20 protein-coding genes are annotated in these 21396 nt (G+C 68.4%); 17 read left to right on the top strand and 3 right to left on the bottom strand.

All coding sequences use genetic code 11. From position 1 onward, the window contains the following. Window positions 1-11: 11 nt before the first annotated feature. A complete protein-coding gene (locus tag RT614_RS01290; protein WP_313619731.1) occupies window positions 12-2447 on the top strand; it encodes a TonB-dependent receptor in 2436 nt (811 codons plus the stop codon). Between the two features lie 76 nt (window positions 2448-2523). On the opposite strand, the gene RT614_RS01285 is transcribed toward RT614_RS01290, so the two are convergent. Then, the gene (locus tag RT614_RS01285; protein ID WP_313619730.1) at window positions 2524-3435 is read right to left on the bottom strand and encodes a LysR family transcriptional regulator; all 912 of its coding nucleotides are present in this window, start codon (window positions 3433-3435) and stop codon (window positions 2524-2526) included. A 122-nt stretch (window positions 3436-3557) separates the two neighbouring features. Here RT614_RS01285 and RT614_RS01280 point away from each other — a divergent pair, with 122 nt between their 5' ends. The 16 genes from RT614_RS01280 (at window position 3558) to ccmI (ending at window position 17097) form a co-directional block, all read left to right on the top strand. Next, entirely contained in the window at window positions 3558-4520 is a 963-nt protein-coding gene (locus RT614_RS01280; protein WP_313619729.1) for a 3-hydroxyacyl-CoA dehydrogenase family protein, read from the top strand. Then, window positions 4517-5371 carry a 3-keto-5-aminohexanoate cleavage protein gene (locus RT614_RS01275; RefSeq protein ID WP_313619728.1) on the top strand — a complete coding sequence of 285 codons (855 nt, stop codon included), beginning with the start codon at window positions 4517-4519 and terminating at the stop codon, window positions 5369-5371. The genes RT614_RS01280 and RT614_RS01275 overlap by 4 nt, the downstream gene beginning before the upstream one ends. A gap of 223 nt (window positions 5372-5594) precedes the next feature. After that, a complete protein-coding gene (gene napE, locus RT614_RS01270) occupies window positions 5595-5753 on the top strand; it encodes a periplasmic nitrate reductase, NapE protein (RefSeq protein ID WP_313619727.1) in 159 nt (52 codons plus the stop codon). A gap of 23 nt (window positions 5754-5776) precedes the next feature. Continuing rightward, on the top strand, window positions 5777-6097 hold the full coding sequence (locus RT614_RS01265) for a chaperone NapD (RefSeq protein WP_313619726.1): 321 nt from the start codon (window positions 5777-5779) through the stop codon (window positions 6095-6097). After that, window positions 6081-8576: a periplasmic nitrate reductase subunit alpha gene (gene napA / locus RT614_RS01260; RefSeq protein ID WP_313619725.1), complete on the top strand. Its 2496-nt coding sequence runs from the start codon at window positions 6081-6083 to the stop codon at window positions 8574-8576. Before RT614_RS01265 ends, napA begins: the two co-directional genes overlap by 17 nt. A gap of 20 nt (window positions 8577-8596) precedes the next feature. Then, on the top strand, window positions 8597-9082 hold the full coding sequence (locus RT614_RS01255; protein ID WP_313619723.1) for a nitrate reductase cytochrome c-type subunit: 486 nt from the start codon (window positions 8597-8599) through the stop codon (window positions 9080-9082). A 16-nt stretch (window positions 9083-9098) separates the two neighbouring features. Continuing rightward, on the top strand, window positions 9099-9737 hold the full coding sequence (locus RT614_RS01250; RefSeq protein WP_313619722.1) for a cytochrome c3 family protein: 639 nt from the start codon (window positions 9099-9101) through the stop codon (window positions 9735-9737). After that, entirely contained in the window at window positions 9724-10407 is a 684-nt protein-coding gene (gene ccmA / locus RT614_RS01245; protein WP_313619720.1) for a heme ABC exporter ATP-binding protein CcmA, read from the top strand. The genes RT614_RS01250 and ccmA overlap by 14 nt, the downstream gene beginning before the upstream one ends. After that, the gene (ccmB, locus tag RT614_RS01240) at window positions 10373-11038 is read left to right on the top strand and encodes a heme exporter protein CcmB (RefSeq protein WP_313620626.1); all 666 of its coding nucleotides are present in this window, start codon (window positions 10373-10375) and stop codon (window positions 11036-11038) included. Before ccmA ends, ccmB begins: the two co-directional genes overlap by 35 nt. Before the next feature lie 8 nt (window positions 11039-11046). Next, window positions 11047-11868 (top strand): heme ABC transporter permease CcmC, encoded by an 822-nt coding sequence (gene ccmC, locus RT614_RS01235; protein WP_313619719.1) that lies wholly within the window; start codon window positions 11047-11049, stop codon window positions 11866-11868. Then, a complete protein-coding gene (ccmD, locus tag RT614_RS01230; RefSeq protein WP_313619717.1) occupies window positions 11865-12128 on the top strand; it encodes a heme exporter protein CcmD in 264 nt (87 codons plus the stop codon). The genes ccmC and ccmD overlap by 4 nt, the downstream gene beginning before the upstream one ends. Continuing rightward, the gene (gene ccmE, locus RT614_RS01225) at window positions 12125-12622 is read left to right on the top strand and encodes a cytochrome c maturation protein CcmE (protein ID WP_313619716.1); all 498 of its coding nucleotides are present in this window, start codon (window positions 12125-12127) and stop codon (window positions 12620-12622) included. Before ccmD ends, ccmE begins: the two co-directional genes overlap by 4 nt. After that, the gene (locus RT614_RS01220) at window positions 12619-14622 is read left to right on the top strand and encodes a heme lyase CcmF/NrfE family subunit (RefSeq protein ID WP_313619714.1); all 2004 of its coding nucleotides are present in this window, start codon (window positions 12619-12621) and stop codon (window positions 14620-14622) included. The genes ccmE and RT614_RS01220 overlap by 4 nt, the downstream gene beginning before the upstream one ends. Next, on the top strand, window positions 14622-15143 hold the full coding sequence (locus tag RT614_RS01215) for a DsbE family thiol:disulfide interchange protein (protein WP_313619713.1): 522 nt from the start codon (window positions 14622-14624) through the stop codon (window positions 15141-15143). Before RT614_RS01220 ends, RT614_RS01215 begins: the two co-directional genes overlap by 1 nt. A 149-nt stretch (window positions 15144-15292) precedes the next feature. Further along, on the top strand, window positions 15293-15688 hold the full coding sequence (locus tag RT614_RS01210) for a cytochrome c-type biogenesis protein CcmH (RefSeq protein WP_409558421.1): 396 nt from the start codon (window positions 15293-15295) through the stop codon (window positions 15686-15688). Beyond that, window positions 15685-17097 carry a c-type cytochrome biogenesis protein CcmI gene (ccmI, locus tag RT614_RS01205; RefSeq protein WP_313619711.1) on the top strand — a complete coding sequence of 471 codons (1413 nt, stop codon included), beginning with the start codon at window positions 15685-15687 and terminating at the stop codon, window positions 17095-17097. The genes RT614_RS01210 and ccmI overlap by 4 nt, the downstream gene beginning before the upstream one ends. Before the next feature lie 6 nt (window positions 17098-17103). Here ccmI and RT614_RS01200 read toward each other — a convergent pair whose 3' ends face one another. After that, entirely contained in the window at window positions 17104-20319 is a 3216-nt protein-coding gene (locus RT614_RS01200; protein ID WP_409558414.1) for a tetrathionate reductase subunit A, read from the bottom strand. A 23-nt stretch (window positions 20320-20342) separates the two neighbouring features. Continuing rightward, on the bottom strand, window positions 20343-21377 hold the full coding sequence (gene nrfD, locus RT614_RS01195) for an NrfD/PsrC family molybdoenzyme membrane anchor subunit (RefSeq protein ID WP_313619710.1): 1035 nt from the start codon (window positions 21375-21377) through the stop codon (window positions 20343-20345). Window positions 21378-21396: the final 19 nt, after the last annotated feature.

Here is a 21396-nt window from a genome sequence, read left to right as displayed (position 1 = left end):
TAGGCCAGTACATGACTCACGTCCGGGCGCCCAAGCGCCAGTCCCCTCGTTTCCTGCGGCGCGCTGCCACGGCGCGCCTGGCGGGACGCATCGCCACCGCCGCGCTCGTGGCGGCTCCCGTTCTTGCAGCACCCATCGCCGCGCATGCGCAGACCACCGCGACCCGCAGCTACGACATTCCCGCGGGTACGCTGGAAGACGCGTTGGGCCGTTTCGGACGTGAGGCCGGCATCGTGCTGTCGTTCCGTCCCGAGGTGACCGCCGGCCTGCAAAGCAACGGGCTGCGCGGCAGCTACGGCGTGCGCGGCGGGCTGGACACCCTGCTGGCCGGCACCGGCATCCGGGTCCTGCCGCAATCGAACGGCAGCTATGTGCTGGACCGCCCCGCCGGCGCCGGCGTCGCGACCACGCAACTGCCCGCCGTGACGGTGACCGCCTCGGCCGCCGACCCCGCGTTGCCCGAGCCCTTTGCTGGCGGGCAGGTCGCGCGCGGCGGCGGCCTGGGCGTGCTGGGCACCGGCGATGTCATGGACGTGCCGTTCAGCACCACCAACTACACGTCGCAGATGATCGAGAACCAGCAGGCCCGCACGCTGGCCGACGTGGTGATCAACGAGTCCTCGGTGCGCACGACGACCGCCAGCGGCGGCTTTTCCGACGAGTTCCAGATCCGCGGCTTTTCCGTGGCCGCCGGCGACGTCGGCCTGAACGGCCTGTACGGCCTGGCCTCCGCCAGCCGCATGCCGGCCGCCATCATGGAACGCGTCGAAGTCCTGAAGGGCCCCGGCACGCTGATGAACGGCATCGGCCCCAGCGGCAGCATCGGCGGCGGCATCAACATCGTCACCAAGCGCGCCGGCGACGAACCCCTGACCCGCCTGACCACTACCTACCAAAGCAAGTCGGTGCTGGGCGGCCAGCTCGACATGGGCCGGCGCTTTGGCGAAAACAACGAATGGGGCATCCGCGTCAACGGCGTCTACAACAACGGCGACACCAACATCGACGACGGCAAGCAGCAACAGGGCCTGGGCGCGCTGGCGCTGGACTACCGCGGCCAGCGGCTGCGCTGGTCGCTGGACGCCTACACCCAGCACGAAGACATCGACAACTTCCGGCCCCAGATCGGCTTCCAGTCGAACGTGACGTCGCTGCCCTCGCCGCCGTCGGGCCACCGCAATTTCTACCCGGGCACGGAGCTCAAGCTGAACGATTCGGCCGTGGCCACGCGCCTCGAGTACGACATCAACGACCACCTGATGGTCTACGGCGCCACCGGCTACCGCTACGGCACCGCCGAGCAGACCTTCCCGTCGGGTCCCGCGGACGCGCTGGGCAACTTCACGGTCAGCAATGCCTTCTACGACTCGTATTCGCGCACCTGGACGGGCGACGTCGGCCTGCGCGCGCGCTTTGACACCTGGGGCGTCGGCCACACGCTGACGCTGTCCGCCACGCGTCTGGACCAGGAGTCCGGCAACGCGTATGTGACGTCCTCGGGTCCCGGCGTCCCGTCCAGCATCTTCCGGCCCGCGCCCCTCCCCCCGGTCACCGCCTACCGCGGCGCGCCGCAGAAGGCGTCCAAGACGGAGCTGACCAGCTACACGCTGGTCGACACCCTGTCCTTCGCCGACGACACGCTGCTGATCACCGGCGGCCTGCGCAACCAGCGCGTGGCGCTGGACAACTATTCGACCGCGACCGGCGCACGCTTGAACTCCTACGACGAAAGCGCGATCTCGCCCGTCGCCGGCATCGTCTTCAAGCCCATTTCCAACGTCTCGCTGTACGGCAACTTCACGTCGGGCCTGACCCGCGGCGGCATCGCGCCGGCCACGGCCGCCAACGCCGGCCAGGTCTTCGCGCCGTACAAGTCCAAGCAATACGAGGCCGGCGTCAAGGTCGACTGGGGCAAGGTGATCACCAGCGCCTCGGTGTTCCAGATCACGCGCCCCAACTCGATGACCGATCCCGACACGCGCATCTACAGCTTCGACGGCGAACAGCGCAACCGCGGCCTGGAGCTGTCGGCCTTCGGCGAAGCCATGCCGGGCCTGCGCATGATGGCCAGCGCCACGTTCTACGACGCGACGCTCAAGCGCACGGCGGGCGGCGTGAACGACGGCAACGAAGCCAACGGCGTGCCGAAGAACACTTTCAATCTGGGGGTGGACTGGGACACGCCATGGGTGCAAGGCTTGAGCCTGAACGCGCGCGTGATCCATACGTCGTCGATGTACTTCAACGCGGCCAACACGCTGACCCTGCCCTCGTGGACCCGCTACGACATCGGCGCGCGCTACAACACCGAGATCCTCGGCCGGGCGGTGGTGTTCCGCGCCAACATCGAAAACCTGTTCAACAAGAACGCCTGGCTGGCCAGCGGCTCTTACGCAACGGTCTCGGCGCCGCGCACGGTGCTGCTGTCGGCGCAGATCGACTTCTGAACGCGGCTGGCCGACCGGCGAACCCCGGTCCCGCCACCCGACCGGCAAGCCGGCCTCTGCATAGAGGCCGGCTTTTTCATTGGCGCGGCTGCTGCGCAACATACTCCCGCAACGTCTGCACCAGGGCCACGGCCGCCGGCGACAGGCTGCGGTTGCGGGCAGTCACCAGGCCGATCGACCGCTCGGCCACCGGCCCGGTCAGCCGCCGCTGCACGATGCCGTTCTGCGCCACCGCGCCCGCGGCGATCTCCGGCAGCGCCGCCACGCCGAACCCGCACTCCACCATCGCCACGATGGTGGTCAGGTGCTCGGCTTCGAAAGCCGGAACGAAACGGATGCGGTTCTGCAGGAAGGCCCATTCCGTGTACTGACGCACGCTGCTGGGGTGCACCATGGACACGTGCTCGGCCGTCGCCGTGTCAGCCCAGCGCAGCGGCCCTTTCGCGCGGGCAAGGGGATGCGCCTCTGGGATCAGCAGGATGAAGCTGTCGGACATCAGCGGCACGTAGTGCAGATCGGCATGCTGCGGATCGGCCGCCGTCAGCGCGAAGTCCACCTCGCCTGCCCGGACCAGGTCGAAAGCGGGGCCGGACAGCGTGTCGCGCACCTTCAGCGCCACGTGCGGATGCGCCTGGCGGTAGGCCATGAGCACGCGCGGCAACAGGCGCGCGGCCAGCGACGGCAGCGCCGCCACCGACACCTGGCCGTGCTCGGCGCTGGTGATGCTGCCCACCGCGGCGATCGCATCGCGGAACGCCGCCTGCAGCGTCGCGGCCTGTTGCAGGAAGACCTCGCCGGCGGCCGTCAGCCGCACCGTGCGCGTGGTGCGGTCGAACAGGCGCACACCCAGTGCGTCCTCGATCCGCTGGATCTGCGTGGAAAGCGCGGACTGCGACAGATGCAACTGCGCGGCGGCCTGCCGGAAATTCAGCGTGCGGCCCAGCACCAGCGTGGTATCGATGTCCCGCATCGACAGATTGATCTGCATGATTTGTCCCCGATCCTATTGATCTGATTTGTCGATCATTCTATCCAAAACTTCTGATTCATCAATCAACCCGCCTTCTCTACACTTGCGCCGAAGCGTAGTTTCAGATTCAGGAGAACAGCATGCAGACGGACGCAACAGGGCTGCCCAATCCGGGCGTGGCGCATGCGGTGGTGGTGGGCGGCGGCACGATGGGCGCCGATGTCGCCGTGGTGTTGACCCGCGCGGCCTGCCGCACGACAGTGATCGAACCCGAAGCCGGACGCGCGGCAGCCCTGCCCGCCCGCGTCGCGGAGAACCTCAAGACCATCGGACGCGAGGCGAATGCCGCCCTGCTGGCCACCGCGCCGACGCTGGACGACGTGGACTGGTCCACCGTGGACCTGGTCATCGAATGCATTCCCGAGCGCCTGGACATCAAACAGGCGCTCTTCGCGGACCTGGCGCGGCGCGCGCGGCCCGACGCCGTCCTGGCCAGCAACAGCTCCAGTTTCCCGATCAGCGCGATCAGCCAGGGCCTGGATACGCGCGGCCGCATGCTGGGCCTGCACTTTTTCATGCCCGCGCATCTTGTGCCGCTGGTGGAAGTGGTGCTGGGCGAGGCCAGCGACGACGCCTGCGCCGACTCGCTGATCGCGTTCATGCGGCGCTGCGGCAGCGTGCCGGTCAAGGTGAAGCAGGATCTGCCGGGCTTTCTTTCCAACCGACTGCAGCACGCGCTGTCGCGCGAGGCGTTCGACCTCATCGACCGAGGCATCGCGTCGCCGGAAGACGTGGACGCCGCCGTGCGCTTTGGATTCGGCTTCCGCTTCCTGGCCGCCGGCCCCGTCATGCAGCGCGACCACGCCGGCATCGACGTGCACGCCGCAGCCGGCGCCACGATGTACCCAACCTTCTGCAACGCCGACCACCCCGCGCGTTGCCTGACCGAGCGCGCCGCCGACGGGCGCCATGGCATGAAGGCGGGGGAAGGCTTCTACGAATGGACGCCCGAGACCATCGCGGCCGAACGCGCGCGCTATGACAGGCTGCTGCGCGCCGGCCTGGACCTGATCGCCCCCGAACTGCCGGAGATCCATCCTTGAACGCACCCGCACTGCCGCGCGCCGCGCTGGCCGAATCCCCCGTCATCATCACCGTGGCGCCCAACGGCGCCTACAAGAAAGCCGCCGACCATCCCGCGGTGCCCATGACCCCAGCGGCCCTTGCGCAGGAAGCGCGCGCCTGCCTGGATGCCGGCGCCGGCATGATGCACATGCATGTGCGCAAGCCGGACGGCAGCCATCTGCTGGATGCCCAGGCGTACCGCGACGCGCTTGCCGCAGTGCAGCAGGCGGTCGGCGACGAACTGCTGGTGCAGGTGACCAGCGAAGCCGCCGGCGTCTACAAGGCTGCCGAGCAGATCGCAATGGTGCGCGAATTGCAGCCCGAAGCCGTCTCCATCGGGCTGCGCGAAATCGCCGTGCCCGACATTCCGGAAGCGGAACTGGCCGCTTTCCTGGCGTGGCTGGCCGAGCGGCGGATCATGACGCAGATCATCCTGTACGACGAGGCCGACGTGCGCCGCTGGCTGTCGCTGCGCGCACGCGGATTGGTGCCGCCCGGAGCGTGGTCGGTGCTGTTCGTGCTGGGCCGCTACAGCGCGGGCCAGACCTCGTCCGCGTACGACCTGCTGCCCTTCCTGTCCGCTTACGACCACTCGCTGCCCTGGGCGATCTGCGCCTTCGGCCCCGAGGAAAACGCCTGCGTCACGACCGCCGCGGCGTTCGGCGGCCATATGCGCGTGGGCTTCGAGAACAACCTGAAGCTGCGCGACGGGTCGATTGCGCCAGACAACGCGGCGCTGGTGGCACAAGCCGCCCAAGGCGCCCGCGCCCTGGGCCGTCCGCTGGCGACGGCAGCCGACGCGCGGCGCATCTACGGCGCCGTGGCGTAACCGCGCACGGGCCCTGAGCGGCCCGACGCTGACCCCGAAAGACCCGATGCCTGACGCATGCCGGCGCCCCCGCGCAGCGTGCGTTAGGCATTTTTGTATATAGCGCAGCGCCTACCGCTCACGCCGTGTTGCAACATTGACGCAGCGCAAACTAATCTGCTACAAACTTTCGCATCAGTACGTTTGACGCAATGCCCCTAATGTTTCTGCAGCGAGGTGGTGTGTGCAAGACGAATCCGATGGCTACACGAAGTCTCAGGAGCTGCGAAGTTTCCTGTTCCTGACGGCGGTCATGGCCCCAGTCCTGACGGTGATCATCGTTGCGGGCTATGGTTTCGCGGTCTGGATCTACCAGATGTTCGCCGGCCCCCCGGGCAGCTGATGCGACGCGACGGAACCCCTTCCATGTCCGCGCTCCCCTCCCCCCCGGCGTCCTGTAGCGCCCCTCCTGAATTGCACATCGCCAGCATGGTGGTGCATGCCGCTCCGCGGCGCGTGTCCGACATGCAGCAGGCGATTCTTGCGATTGCCGGCGCCGAAATCCACGGCGCCTCCGACACCGGCAAGCTGGTGGTCACCCTGGAAGCCCCCTCTACCGAAGAAATGCTGGCCCGGATCGCCGAGATCCAGCGCCTGGATGGCGTGCTTGCGTCGGCGCTGGTCTACCAGCATTCCGACACGCTTGCCGCGATGAACGAGGAGATTGACGATGTCCATGGCTCGTAGAGAGTTCATCAAGCAATCCGCCGCTGCGGCTGCCGCCACGGTTGCCGGTATCCCGATCGTCGGCTACACGCAGAACATCGTGACCGACTCCGAGGCCGCCAAGCTGAAATGGTCCAAGGCGCCCTGTAGGTTCTGCGGGACCGGCTGCGGCGTGAACGTCGCCGTGAAGGACAACCAGGTCGTGGCCACGCACGGCGACTTCAATGCAGAGGTCAACCGCGGCCTGAACTGCGTCAAGGGCTACTTCCTGTCGAAGATCATGTACGGCAACGACAGGCTGACCAGCCCCCTGCTGCGCATGAAGGACGGCAGGTATTCCAAGGACGGGGAACTGGCGCCGGTATCCTGGGACCAGGCGTTCGACGTCATGGCCGAACAGTTCAAGCGGGTGCTGAAGGAAAAGGGCCCCACGGCCGTGGGCATGTTCGGGTCGGGCCAGTGGACGATCTGGGAAGGCTACGCCGCCCTGAAGCTGATGAAGGCGGGCTTTCGCAGCAACAACCTGGATCCGAACGCGCGGCATTGCATGGCGTCGGCGGCGGTGGGCTTCATCCGCACCTTCGGCGCCGACGAACCCATGGGCTGCTACGACGACATCGAAAGCGCAGACGCCTTCGTGCTGTGGGGCGCGAACATGGCCGAAATGCACCCCATCCTGTGGACGCGGGTGACGGACCGGCGCCTCAGCAAGCCCAACACCAAGGTCGTGGTGCTGTCGACCTTCGAGAACCGGTCATATGAACTGGCCGACCTGTCGCTGACCTTCACGCCGCAGAGCGACCTGGCGATCCTGAATTACATCGCCAACCACATCATCAAGACCAAGCGCTACAACCGCGAGTTCATCGACGAGCACACCCGGTTCCTGGAAGGCAATACCGACATCGGCTATGGCCTGCGTCCTGAGCATCCCCTTCAGAAGGCCGCCAAGAACGCCAACAATGCCGGCGGCTCGAAGCCGATCACGTTCGACGAATATGCCAAGTTCGTCTCCAAGTACGACCTGGAGTACACCGCCAAGCTGACCGGCGTGCCCGCCAGGAACCTGGAGGCCCTGGCCGAGCTCTACGCCGATCCGAAGATCCGCGTCATGTCGTTCTGGACCATGGGCTTCAACCAGCACACGCGCGGCGTCTGGGCCAACAACCTGGTCTACAACATCCATCTGCTGACCGGCAAGATTTCCACCCCGGGCAACAGTCCGTTCTCGCTGACGGGCCAGCCTTCGGCCTGCGGCACGGCGCGCGAGGTCGGCACGTTCTCGCATCGCCTGCCCGCCGACCTGGTCGTGACGAACCCCGAGCACCGGGCACGCGCCGAGGCCATCTGGGGCCTGCCGGACGGCACCGTGCCCGACAAGGTGGGCGCGCACGCCGTGCTGCAGAACCGCATGCTGAAGGACGGCACCATCAACGCGTACTGGGTGATGGTCAACAACAACATGCAGGCGGCCGCCAACATGTTGAACGAAGGGTATCCGGGCTATCGCAACCCGGCGAACTTCATCGTGGTGTCCGACGCCTATCCCACCGTGACCACCATTTCCGCCGACCTGGTGCTGCCCACGGCCATGTGGGTGGAAAAGGAAGGCGCCTACGGCAACGCCGAACGCCGCACGCAATTCTGGCACCAGCTGGTCAACGCCCCCAGCGGCGCGCGCTCCGATCTGTGGCAGCTGATGGAGTTTTCCAAGCGCTTCACCACCGACGAAGTCTGGCCCGCGGATCTGCTGGCCAAGAAGCCCGAGCTGCGCGGCAAGACCCTGTTCCAGGTGCTGTACGAAAACGGCAAGGTCAACAGATACCCGAATTCCGAGCTGAACCCCGAATACGCCAATGACGAGGCCAAGGCCTTCGGCTTCTACGCGCAGAAAGGCCTGTTCGAGGAATATGCGGAGTTCGGCCGCGGCCATGGCCACGACCTGGCGCCCTTCGACACCTATCACGAGGTGCGCGGGTTGCGCTGGCCCGTCGTGGACGGCGTGGAAACGCGGTGGCGCTACCGTGAAAAGGCGGATCCGTACGTGAAGGTGGGATCGGGCTTCAACTTCTACGGCAACCCGGACGGCAAGGCCAACATCTATGCCCTGCCCTACGAACCGCCGCCCGAGGTGCCGGACGAGGAATATCCCTTCTGGCTGTCCACCGGCCGGGTCCTGGAGCACTGGCACTCCGGATCGATGACGCGGCGCGTGCCCGAGCTGTTCCGCGCCTTCCCTGAAGCGGTGTGTTTCATGCACCCGGATGACGCGCAGGCGATGGGACTGCGGCGGGGATCGCTGGTCGAGATCGCCTCGCGCCGCGGCAAGATGCAGACGCGGCTGGAGACGCGCGGCCGCAACAAGCCGCCGCGCGGACTGGTGTTCGTGCCGTGGTTCGACGCCGGCCAGCTGATCAACAAGGTCACGCTGGACGCCACCGACCCGATCTCCTTCCAGACCGACTTCAAGAAGTGCGCGGTCAAGATCACCAAGGCTTGACGGGCCCGACGGAGACACTCATGAAAATTCGCGCTACAGCGATCGCAATGGTCCTCCTGGTGGGTTCGGGCAGCGCCTGGGCGGCGCCGCCCGACCCGATGGTGGACCCCTTGAGAGGCCCGACGCCCTTGACCGAGTCCATCACGCCGCCGCTGATGAGCCCGGTGGAAAATCGGGATATCCGGCGCATGCGCACGTATTCGATGCAGCCGCCGACCATCCCGCACAAGATCGACGGCTACCAGATCGACAAGAACTTCAACCGGTGCCTGGCCTGCCACGCCCGCGTCAACACCGAACAGACGCAGGCCGTGCCACTGAGCGTGACGCACTACATGGACCGCGACAGCAACGTGCTGGCGGAAGTGTCGCCCCGCCGCTACTTCTGCCTGCAATGCCACGTTGTCCAGACGGAAGCCAAGCCGCTCGTGCCGAACAACTTCCAGGACATCGACACCATCCTGAAGCGGCTGACGGCGACGCCGGCGCCGGCGGAAAAGCGCTAAAAGAGGATGCCTACCCATGCGTAACCTCCTGAAGCGGTACTGGAACATCATCCGCAGGCCCAGCGTGCATTTCAGCCTGGGCTTCCTGACGGTCGGCGGGTTCGTGGGCGGCATCCTGTTCTGGGGCGCGTTCAATACGGCCATGGAGCTGACCAACACCGAGCAGTTCTGCACCGGCTGCCACGAAATGCGCGACAACGTGTATTCGGAACTCAAGGGCACGATCCACTTCACCAACCGTTCGGGCGTGCGCGCCCTGTGCTCGGACTGCCACGTGCCGCACAACTGGACCGACAAGATCGCCCGCAAGATGCAGGCGTCCAAGGAAGTCTGGGGCAAGATCTTCGGCACCATCAACACGCGCGAAAAGTTCGTCGACAAGCGGCTGGAACTGGCGCAGCACGAATGGGCGCGCTTCAAGGCGAACGACTCGCTGGAGTGCCGCAACTGCCACAACTACCAGTACATGGACTTCACGCGCCAGAGCGTGCGCGCGCAGAACATGCATTCGACCTATCTGGTGGACCGCACCAAGACCTGCATCGACTGCCACAAGGGCATCGCCCACACGCTGCCGCACATTCCTCCTGGCCAGACCTCCGAAGCGACGCCGCCGGCCAGGGCGTCCCAAGAGGTCGCGAATGCGTCCCGGTGACGCGCCGGCGCCCATCCTGAGCGCGCGCGGACTGGCCAGCCGGCGCGGCGAGCCGGAGGGCCCCGGGCCGGTGGATTTCGACCTGCACGCCGGCCAGCTCCTGCATGTACATGGCGCGAACGGCAGCGGCAAGACCAGCCTCTTGCGCATGCTCGCGGGCCTGCTGCGGCCGCTCTGCGGCGAGGTCGTCGGCCGGGACGGCGACATCCGGCGCGATCCCAGCGCGCATTTTGCGCGCACCGCCTACCTGGGCCATGGCAACGGCCTGTGCGGGGACCTGACGGCGCTGGAGAACCTGCGCTGCGCGCTGCACGTGGCCGGCACGCCTCATGGTGACGACGCCATCGCCGCCTGCCTGCAGGCCTGGCGCCTGGGCGGCTGCCTGCATATGCCGGCCGCCCGCCTTTCGCAGGGCCAGGGCCGCCGGCTGGTCCTGGCCGCGGTGGTGCTGGGCGCCAAACCGCTATGGCTGCTGGACGAACCCGACGCCGGGCTGGACGCAGCCAGCCTGGATCAATTGCAGCAGGCGCTGGAGTCCCACCTGGCGGCGGGCGGCGCGGCCGTCGTCGCCTCGCACCGCGCGCCGCGCACGTCCGCCGCCCACACCCAAACCTTGAACATGGATGACTACGCGGATGCTGGCTACGCTGTCTCAGTTGGCGCTGCGTGAAGTCCGGCTGGCCTGGAGGCGACCGGCGGACACGCTGGGCGCAACGCTGTTCTTCATCGTTACGGGTTCCCTGTTCCCCCTGGCGGTCGGGCCCGATCCCGTCCTGCTCCTGGCGATCGGGCCGGGCGTGCTGTGGGTCTGCGCCCTGCTCGGCATCCTGCTCAGCCTGCATCGTCCCTTCGCGCAGGACTACGACAGCGGCGCGCTCGAGCAATTGCTGATTTCGCCGCACCCGCTGCCGCTGCTGGTCGGCGTGAAACTCGGGGCGCATTGGTTCAGCACCTGCCTGCCGCTGATCCTGGCAAGCCCGGTGCTGGCCCTGCAGTTCGGCCTGTCGCCGCACGCCATCGGCATCCTCGTGCTGTCGCTGCTGCTGGGCACGCCCACGCTGGCGCTGGTGGGCGGACTGGGCGCGGCGCTGACCCTGGGCCTGCGAGGCGGCGCCCTGCTGCCGCTGCTGGTGCTGCCGCTCTACGTGCCGGTTCTGATTTTCGGCGCGGGCGCGGTGTCGGCGACGCACGCCGGGCTGGCCGCCGGGCCGCAGCTATCGCTGCTGGGCGCCGGCCTGTGCCTGGCGATCCTGCTCTGCCCGTGGAGCGCATCGGCCGCGCTGCGTGTGGCGCTGGACTAGGAGGGGCAATGCAGAACCAAACCGCCTTCGACTCCCCCCGCGCCACGCCGCAACGTTCGGGCTGGCTGCGCTACGCGTCGCCCGTGCTGTTCTATCCGCTGGCGGGCCGGATGACTCCCTTCTTCGCGCTGGGGGCCGCGCTGCTGGCGGCGGCCGGGCTGTACACGGGCCTGGTCGTGGCGCCCATAGACAGCCAGCAAGGCGAGGTCTACCGCATCCTCTTCATCCACGTGGCCGCGGCATGGATGTCGATGTTCCTGTATCTCGTCATGGCGGGCTATGCGGCGCTGGGGTTGATCCTTAACACGCGGCTGTCCTTCATGATGATGCGCGCGCTGGCCCCGACGGGCGCGCTCTTCACCTTCCTGACCCTGTGGACCGGCGCGCTGTGGGGCAAGCCGACCTGGGGCACGTGGTGGGTCTGGGATGCCCGGCTGACGTCGGAATTGATCCTGCTGTTCCTGTACCTGGGATTCATGGCGTTGCAGGCCGCCACCGACGACACGCAGCGCGCGGACCGCGGCGGCGCGATCCTGCTGCTGGCGGGCGTCGTCAACGTGCCCATCATCTACTTTTCGGTGCAATGGTGGAGCACCCTGCACCAGGGCGCATCCATCAACCTGACCACCGCGCCCAGCATGGCGCACATCATGGTGACCGCCATGTTGCTGATGGTGGCGGCCTTCTGGCTGTACAGCGCCGCGGTGGCGCTGGCGCGCGTGCGCGGCATCATCGCCGAGCGGGAGCCTGCGGCCGTCATGGCAGCCGGCGGGCAGACAGGTCTTGTACACGCCGGCGCGATGCGGGCGGGCCGCGGAGAAGCGCCATGAACTGGGACACGCTCTTTTCCCTGCAGGGCCACGGTCCGTACATCCTGGGCGCCTACGGCGTCACGATCGCGCTCATGGCCTGGGAAGTGCTCGCGGTGTGGCGGCGCAGCCGCCGGGCATCGGGGCAGCGGGACGGTGCATCGGGAACCGGTGGATCGGCAAGGGGTGCTTCGGCAGCCGTTGCATCGGCATCGCCCGATCGTGGAAGCTCCGCCTCGCCCGCATCCGTCGCGAAGTCCGATTCAGGGACTTCGCCATGAGCCCCCGCAAACGTCGCGCCTTCGCCATCGTCGGCGGTCTTGCCCTGCTGGGGCTGGCGACCGCGCTGGTGCTCAACGCCCTGCAATCGAACCTGGTGTTCTTTTTCAGCCCGACGCAGGTGGTGGCCCGCGAAGCCCCCGGTAGCGGCAGCTTCCGGGTCGGCGGGCTGGTCGAGCAGGGCTCGCTGCGGCGCGAAGCCGACGGCCTGACGCTGCGCTTCGCCGTCACGGACACCGCCCACGTCGTGCCCGTGACCTACCAGGGCCTTCTGCCCGACCTGTTCCGCGAGGGCAAGGGCGTGGTCGTGGCCGGCAAGATGGGCCCCGACGGCGTATTCCGCGCCACCGAGGTCCTGGCCAAGCACGATGAAAACTACATGCCCCCCGAAGCCGCCGACGCAGTCAAGCGAGCGGAAGCGGCGGCAGGCGGTCCTGCGGCAGGCGGCTATCCCTCAACCGGCAGCACCTCCACGATCCGGGCGGAGGCTCGATGATTCCTGAAATCGGCCTCTTCAGCCTGATCCTGGCGCTGCTGGTGGCGCTGGCCCAGGGCATCCTGCCGCTGGTCGGCGCGGCCACCGGCTGGCAGGCGGGACTGCGCGTGGCGCGCCCCGCCGCGATCGGCCAGTTCGGCCTGACCACCGTGGCCTTCGCGTGCCTGGGCTGGTCGTTTATTCACAACGACTATTCCGTGTTGTACGTGGCCGCCAACTCGCATTCGGATCTGCCCGCCGCCTACCGCTTCGCGGCGGTCTGGGGCGGCCACGAAGGGTCCCTGCTGCTGTGGCTGTACCTGCTGACCGCCTGGACGCTGGCCGTGGCGCTGTGCAGCCGTCGCCTGCCGCTGCCCTTCGTGGGCCGGGTGCTGGCCGTGATGGGCTGGATCAGCGTGGGCTTTCTGCTTTTCATGCTGTTCCTGTCCAATCCCTTCGAACGCCTGATCCCGCCCGCCATGGCCGGCCGCGACCTGAATCCGCTGCTGCAGGATCCCGGCATGATCGTGCATCCGCCCATGCTGTACATGGGTTACGTGGGCTTTTCGGTGGCGTTCGCCTTTGCCATCGCCGCGCTGTTGTCGGGCGAACTGGACGCGCTGTGGGCGCGCTGGGTCCGCCCCTGGACGCTGGCCGCGTGGACCTTCCTGACCATCGGCATCCTGCTGGGCAGCGCCTGGGCCTACTACGTGCTGGGCTGGGGCGGCTGGTGGTTCTGGGACCCCGTCGAGAACGCGTCCTTCATGCCCTGGCTGGCCGGCACCGCGCTGATTCACTCATTGATCGTCACCGAGCGTCGCGGCGCGTTCCGAAGCTGGACGGTGCTGCTGGCCATCTGCACGTTCTCGCTCAGCATCCTGGGGACGTTCCTGGTCCGGTCCGGCGTGCTGACCTCGGTGCACGCCTTTGCGGTGGACCCCGGCCGCGGCCTGTACATCCTGGCCTTCATGACGCTGATCGTCGGCGGATCGTTGGCCCTCTATGCCTGGCGCGCGCCCACGGTCGGACTGGGCGGCGGCTTTTCGCTGCTGTCGCGCGAATCCCTGCTGCTTTCCAACAACGTGGTGTTGACGGTGGCGGCGGGTTCCGTACTGCTGGGCACGCTGTATCCCGTCGTGCTGGACGTCCTGGAGTGGGGCAAGATTTCCATCGGACCGCCCTACTTCGAAGCCGTGTTCGTGCCGCTGATGACGCCCGCCATCTTCCTGATGGGCGTAGGGCCCGTCGCGCGCTGGAAGCAGGCGGAAGTGCCCGACCTGGCCAAGCGGCTGCGTGTCGCGTTCGCCGTCAGCGTGCTGACGGCGGTGCTGGCGCCGCTGGCGATGCCGGGCGCATCACGCTTTGGCTCGCCGATGATCATCCTGGGCCTGTGGCTGGCCGCCTGGTCCGTCGCCAGCTCCGCAGCGCACGCCTGGCAGCGACTGACGGACGGCGATGGCGACGTGCTGCGGCGGCTGGCGCGCCAGCCGCGCTCCTGGTACGGGATGCTGCTGGCGCACGCCGGCATCGGCGTCTTCATCGCGGGCGTCACGCTGGCCAACGGCTACGAGGTCAAGCGCGAAATACGCGTGGACATCGGCGCCACGGAAGAAGCCGGCGGCTACGAGTTCACTTTCGCCGGCGTCGGACCCGCGACCGGCCCCAACTACAGCGCGCAGCGCGCCGTCTTTCATGTGGTGCGCGACGGCAAGCCGGTCGTCACGCTGTATCCGGAAAAGCGCCTCTATACCGTGCAGGACATGGCGCTCAGCCAGGCCGACATCGACAGCGGCTTCACGCGCGATCTGTTCGTGGCGCTCGGCGACCCCGTGGGCGACAGCGCGTGGACCGTCCGCATCCAGGTCAAGCCCTTCATGACCTGGATCTGGACAGGCTGCATCCTGATGGCCCTGGGCGGCCTGCTGGCGGCGGGCGACGGCCGCTACCGGCGCGCGCAAGAAGCGCAGGCGCGCAAAGATGCGCGCGCCCCGCTCACCGGCGCCCCGCGGGAGGGCTATTGATGCTGCGCTACCTGCTGCCGCTGGCCGCATTCCTGGCGATGGCCGTATTTTTGGCGATGGGCCTGTCGCGCGACCCGCGCGCGGTGCCGTCGGCCATGATCGACAAGCCCGCCCCCGCCATCAGTCTGCCCGTCCTGCAGGAACCCGGCCAGACGTTGGACGTGGAGTCGCTGCGCGGCAAGGTCTGGCTGCTGAACGTATGGGCATCGTGGTGCGGCCCCTGCAAGGATGAACTGCCCGTGCTGCGCGAGGCCGCAAAGCGGCATGGCATCGCGCTATACGGCCTGAACTACAAGGACAAGCCGGACGACGCGCGCGAGTGGCTGGCGCGCAACGGCAATCCGTACATCGCGTCGGCCAGCGACGTCGACGGCCGGGTCGGCATCGAATATGGCGTCTATGGCGTGCCGGAGACGTTCGTGATCGATGGAGCCGGCCGGATCCGCTACAAGCACCTGGGGCTGATCACGCCGGATCTCTGGCGCACCCGGCTGCAACCCGTCATCGAGGCGCTGCAATGAACGCGCCGCGCCGCTTTCTTTCCATTGCGCTGCTGTCGGCCGCGCTGCTTGCGGTGGCGGTAGCGCAGGCGGCAGGCGAACCTGCGGCAGATGGACCTGCGGCAGGCGGACCTGCGGCAGCCAGCTCCACGGCGGGTCGTCCTGCGGCGATCGCCCCCGCCCAGTCCGCGCTGTCTGCCGACCAGGAACAACGCGCCGACAAGCTGGCGCACGGCCTGCGCTGCCTGGTCTGCCAGAACCAGACGCTGGCTGAATCGAATGCGCCGCTTGCCCAGGACATGCGCAAACTCATACGCGGGCAGTTGGCCGATGGCAAGACCGATGCGCAAATCATGCGGTTCTTCGAGGACCGATATGGCGATTTCGTCCGCTACGATCCGCCTTTCAAACCGATCACCTGGCTGCTCTGGGTGGGCCCGTTCGCGCTGCTGGCGCTGGGATTCCTGGTGTTGGTCCGCACGCTGCAACGACGCGCCGGTGCGCGGGCCCCGCTGACCGCGGACGAACGCGAACGCGCCGCCCGCTTTCTGGACTCCGGCTCATGACCGCCCTCTGGCTCATCGTCCTGGCCCTCTTGCTGGCCACCCTGCTCTGCCTGGTGCCCCCGCTGCTGCGCCGCGCGCCCGCCGCGGACGGCAGCGCCGAAGGCAGCGTGCGCGCCTTTTACCTGGCGCAGCGCGATCAGCTTCGGCGCGATCTGAACAGCGGCGCCCTCAGTCCGCAGGCACACGCCCGCGCCGAAGAAGAATTGCAGCGCGATCTGCTGCAGGACCTTGCCACGCGCCGCATGCGCGGCGCTACCCTGGGCGGGCAGCGCGCCGGCATTGCCGTGGCCTGCCTGATGAGCGTGGCCGTACCGGTCGCCGCCATGCTTCTGTATGGCCAACTCGGCAATCCGCGCGCCGCCGCGAGCATCGCAATGGCGCCCGCGGCCGAGCCGCATGCGGCGGACGCGGGCAATGACATGGCGCTCGCCATCAACGCGCTGGCCCAACGCCTGCGCGCCGCGCCGGACGACGCCGATGGCTGGTACATGCTGGCCCGCTCGTACGAAACGCTGGGCCGCTTCAACGACGCCGTCGCCGCCTACCAGCAGGTGCTGCGGCTGGTGCCCGGACAACCGGCCGTGCTGGCCGACCTGGCCGATGCGCTGCTGTCCGCCAGGCAGGGAGAGCCGGACGACGCCTCCATCGCAGCCGTTGCGCAAGCGCTGGAAGCGCAGCCGGATCAGCCCAAGGCCCTGGCGCTGGCCGGCATGATGGCGCTGCGCCGGGGCGACGCCGCCGAGGCATTGATGCATTGGGAGCGGCTGCGCGCGCTGTTGCCGCCGGACTCGGAAGCGGCTCGCCAGATCCAGACGAACATCGCGCAGGCGCGGAACATGGCGGCAGGCGCTGCCGTGGCGACGGCGTCCGCGGCGCCAGCGGCATCCTCATCGGCCCCGGCGGCCGCACCGTCGACCTCCGCAGCCGCGCCGCCGATGGCGGCCGCACCGTCGACCTCCGCAGCCGCGCCGCCGATGGCGGCCGCGCCTTCCTCTTCGGCGCAAGCCCCCGCATCGTCGACCTCCGCCGCACCGCCGTCCGGCAGCGCCGCCGCGTCCTCCGAGCCCGCCCGCATCAGCGGCCAGGCCCGCATCGCCGACGCGTTGCGCGGGCAGGTCCGCCCCACCGACACCGTCTTCATCCTGGCCCGGCCCGCTGAAGGACCGCGCATGCCCGTCGCCATCCTGCGCATGCGCGTGTCGGACCTGCCGCGCGCCTTCGTGCTGGACGACAGCACATCCATGTCGCCGGACGCGACGCTGTCGAAAGCCGGCAAGGTGCGGGTGGAGATCCGCATCAGCCAGTCGGGCAACGCCGCCGCCCAGCCCGGAGACCTGAGCGGCGTGCTGACCGACGTCGGCCCGCGCGCCGACGGGCTGGAGCTGGTGGCCGACACCGTCGTGCGCTAGGCGCGCCTACGCCCGTTCGATCCGCGCCGGCAGGCCTTGCCGCACCGCCGCGCCAGACACCCAGTCGATCCAGACGTTCGCATGCGCGCCGCGCGTCGCGTCGCCGAACCCCAGGTCGTTCAGGTTGACGCCGGCCGCCAGCGCCGGATCGTGCGGCATCGGTTTGCCATCCACGAGATGCGCGCGGGCGCCCAGCTCCGTATGCCCGTAGCCGTGCTCGATGCCCACCGCGCCCGGCTGGATGCCGTCACGCAGCAGCGCCAGCCCCGTCACCGAGCCGCCGGGCGTCACGACGCGCACCGCATCGCCATTGCGAATGCCCAGCCGCTCGCCGTCCTGCCGGCTGATCGACACCGGATTGTGCGGATGCACCTGGCGCAGGCGATTCACGCCGATCGACATGGAGCTCATCAGGTTGGACTTGAACGAACTGAGAAGGAAGGGCCAATCCTGACGCGGGTACTCGTCGCGCATGTCGCGCCCGTCCGCCAGCCGCGTCGGATACCAGGTGGGACAGCCGCTGTAGCGTTCGCCGGTCATCGCATGGCGGAAGCCTGCGAGCTCATCGCTCCAGACGTGCAGCGGCTTGGCGTACGCCACGCGGGTGCGGCGCCCCTGGTTGCCCTCGTCCGTCCACGCATCTTCCATCCTGTCAAAGCGACCGCCCCGGCTCATCAGCATGGCGACGTGGCGCCATTCGCCCGGCTTGAGCTTTTGCTGCAGCAGGTCGCGATACCGGTCCACGCCGGTCAGCGCCATGTCGTCGTCGCTGGCTTGCGGCACGGGACGGCCGGCCGCGAAGGCGATGTTCGCCATGCCGCGCAGGAAGAAGTCCTCGGGGGTGTCCAGCGCGTACTTGCCGCCGTCCTTGTCCGAGATGGCCCCGGCGCCGAAGCCCGGCATGCCCAGCCGCTTGGCGCAGGCGATCAAAAAGGTTTCCAGGCACACGGGCTCGTTCGTGGCCGTGCGCGCCACGCGCGGCTGCACGGCGGGCCAGCGCACGGTGGACGCCTTCGCCACCACGTCCGCCCACGGCGCCGACACGCCCCAGCTTTCGTACGTCACCGTGTCCGGCACGATGTAGTCCGCCAGCGCGTTGGTCTCGTTGATGAACGGGTTGATCGACACCGACAGCGGCAGGACCGCCGGATCCTTGAGTTTGTCCAGCGCCACGTGCTTGAACCCCGCAATGCCATAGACGGGGTTGCTCATGTGGTTGAACCAGACCTTGGCGCGGTAGGGATACCCGGCCAGCGCGGACGCCAGCATTTCCGAACTGAGGCCGCCCGTGGCCGGATACCAGGGCGCGGCGGCCGGGTAGGCGGGCTGCCCCGCCGCCTTCTTGCGCTTGAACTCGCTGGATTTTTCGTACGGAAAGCGGTTGCGCGACAGCGACACGCCCTTGGGCGCCGCCTTGTTGGCAAACCCCGCGATGTTGTAGCGCGGCCCCGCGCCATACGGCGGGAACGGGCCGGCATCCAGCACCAACCCGCCCTCCACGTTCAGGTTGCCCACCAGCGTGTTCAGCATCGCGATGGCATAGGCGGTGTAGAAGCCCGAGCCGCTCATGGTCCCGCCGTGCGCGTCCGCCACTGCGCGCTTGCCATGGCTGGTGAAGCGCTCGGCCAGCGAGGCGATCTTGGTCGCGGGCACGCCGCACAGCTCGGCGTACTCGTCCAGCGACTTGCGCCGGGCTTCTTCGCGCAGCAAGGTCAGCGACGTGCGGACCCGCAGCGATTCGGGCGCGCCCGCCATGCCCGGCGCGGCGATCTGCGCATCGAAGAACAGCTCGGCCGGCGCGGCGGCGGTATGCGGCGCCAGCGTGCCGTCCGCCAGCCGCACGACGTACTCGTCCTCCCATTTGTCATCTGCATCGGCGGGACGCGCCCAGCCCATGTCGGCGCCGCGCAGGAACGAGCCCAGCCGCGGATGGCCGGGTTCGGCCACGACCAGGTGCGTCGCATTGGTCCAGGCGGCCTCGCCGGCCGCCTTCATGGCATTGGACCCAGGCTGCGCAAGCATGCGCGCGTCGAAGCGTTCGTTGTCCAGGATCCAGCGGATCAGCCCCATAGCCAGCGCCAGGTCGCTGGCCGGATTGACGGGCACCCACTCATTGCCCGAGCCCGCCGACAGGCTGGACGACGCCGGCAGCACGGGCGACACCACCACGTAGGTGAAGCCGGATTCCTCCGGCCGCACGCGCGCTTCCGCCAACTGGCGGGCCTGCCGCTGAAACGGGTTGCCGGCCTGCGCCGGCGCCGCACCGATGAACAGGCCAAAGCGCGCGTTGTCCCAGTCGGGCTTGCCGTGCGGCATGCCTTTCAGGTCGCCCAACGCCGCGCCCGCGCCCACGCGGAAGCTCTGGCCGCAGTAGGAGCCATGGTTGCTGAAATTGACGGTGCCAAAAGACTGCGCGGCAAACCGCTGGATCAGCGGCGTGCGCCCCTCGTTCGACGCATCGGTGAACAGAAACTGGTTCACCCTGGCGCCGTATTCGGGGTTGTCGGGATCCAGCGGCGTCTCGCGGTCGTAGATGGCGCGCAGCCCGTCCACGTGCCCTTCGCCGAACAGGTCGCCGCCTTCGCATACTTCCTGCACCAGCTGCTCGAAGGTGACCGTCTGCCACTTGCCTTCACCGCGCTTGCCCACCCGCTTCAGCGGCTGCAACACGCGGAACGGACTGTCCATCTGCTCCAGCATCGCCGAACCCCGCGCGCACGACGTCGCGCGTCCTTCCAGCCCACTATCGCCGCCCAGTTGCGCATAAACGTCGCGCACCGGCGTTTCCATGGCGGCGGGCCGGGTCGTGGCCAGCGGATGATACGGATTTCCCGCCACGCGCAGGATGCGGTTTTCCGCGGTGTCCACGCGCAGCCGCACCCCGCATTGCGTCCAGCAGCCCAGGCAGCTCGACGGGCTGACGGTCTGGCCCGGCTGCGCGCTGAGCACGCCCGTCAGCGGATCGATGCGGAATTCCGGTGTCAGCGAATTGCCACGCACGGCATGCGCGGTCGGAACACCGGCCGAGCCCTGCGCCAAACCTTTCACGGCCTTGGCCACGGTTTCGCCGTAGCCCGCCGCAAAGGCCGCCATGCCGCCAGCGACCATGCCGCTGCGCACCATCAATTTGCGCCTCGCCTCGTCGCGAGGCAGGTCGGGGCCATCGTCCGCGGGGCGGCGCTTGTCGTCTTCGTGTTGCTTGTCCATTGCCTTCTTTTCCATGTTCTTTCGTCCGACTGCCGGACTCATGCCGCCACCGTGCGGGCGCGGGCCGGGAAGAGCTCCAGCGCCCACGTCACGGCAGTGACCAGCGCCACGCACAGACCCAGCACGCCCACCATGCCGAGCAGGCCGTCGCTGCCCCAGGGCATGTCGTACAGATAGAGTCCGGCGCCGTACTTCGGCACGCCCTGCACACTCATGAACACCACCCAGCGGAAGATCCACGCGGCGCCCAGCATCGTCAGCGCCAGCACGGCCGACGGCAGCGGCGCGGACAGCGTGCGCCATGGCCGCTGCAGCAGCGCGATGATGCAGAACGCGGTGATCACGGCGCCGGCCAGGCTGGCGCGCCAGATCGGGAAATCCGCGAACAGGCGCAGCGCGGCCTCGAACGACGGGTCCAGCCCCAGCATGCCCAGCAACACCCAGGCGCCCGCGCCCAGCGCGATCAGCACCACCGCCGTCACGCTCAGGCGGCGCAGCATGTCCACCGGCAGGGCCCGCATGCCTCCGGGCAGCCAGCGGCCCACCAGGAACATCGCGCCCAGCGCGCCCAGCCAAGCCGTCAGGGCGAAGTTCACCGGCAGGAACACGGTGTGCCACAAGGGCCGCGAACGCAGCACCATCACTTCGGCGCCCGTGTAGACCAGGATGGACAAGGCCGACAGCGCCAGCGCCACGGCCACCACGCGCACCCAGCCCATCCTGCCCCACCACCACGCGGCGCAGAACAGCAGGGCCAGGGTCACGAACACCGGCAGCAGCAAGGCGCCCAGCCACATCCACGACCACGGCGTGAAGTGCGCATAGAAATGCCAGAAGCGGCCCGGCTGGTGCAGGTCGGCCAGCAGCGACACCGGTGCGGCGATCGCGCTGACCAGCAGCACCGTCACCGCGGCCGGCAGCAGGCGGCGAGCCCCCGAATCCGCCCGGCCGAAGGCCGCGAAGGCGGCGGTCAGCGCGGTCGTGGCGCTGATGCCGATCAGGAAGAAATACTGCACGGCCCACGGCAGCCAGGCAGCGTCATAGACGGGAGTAAGCAGTTCAGAAATTTGCATGAGAGTCCCCTTCGATGGC

It is taken from the genome of Achromobacter sp., from assembly GCF_032102605.1.
Taxonomy (GTDB): domain Bacteria; phylum Pseudomonadota; class Gammaproteobacteria; order Burkholderiales; family Burkholderiaceae_B; genus Achromobacter.
Note: the sequence above shows the minus strand (reverse complement) of the source record. Positions and strands in the feature narration are given on the sequence as shown.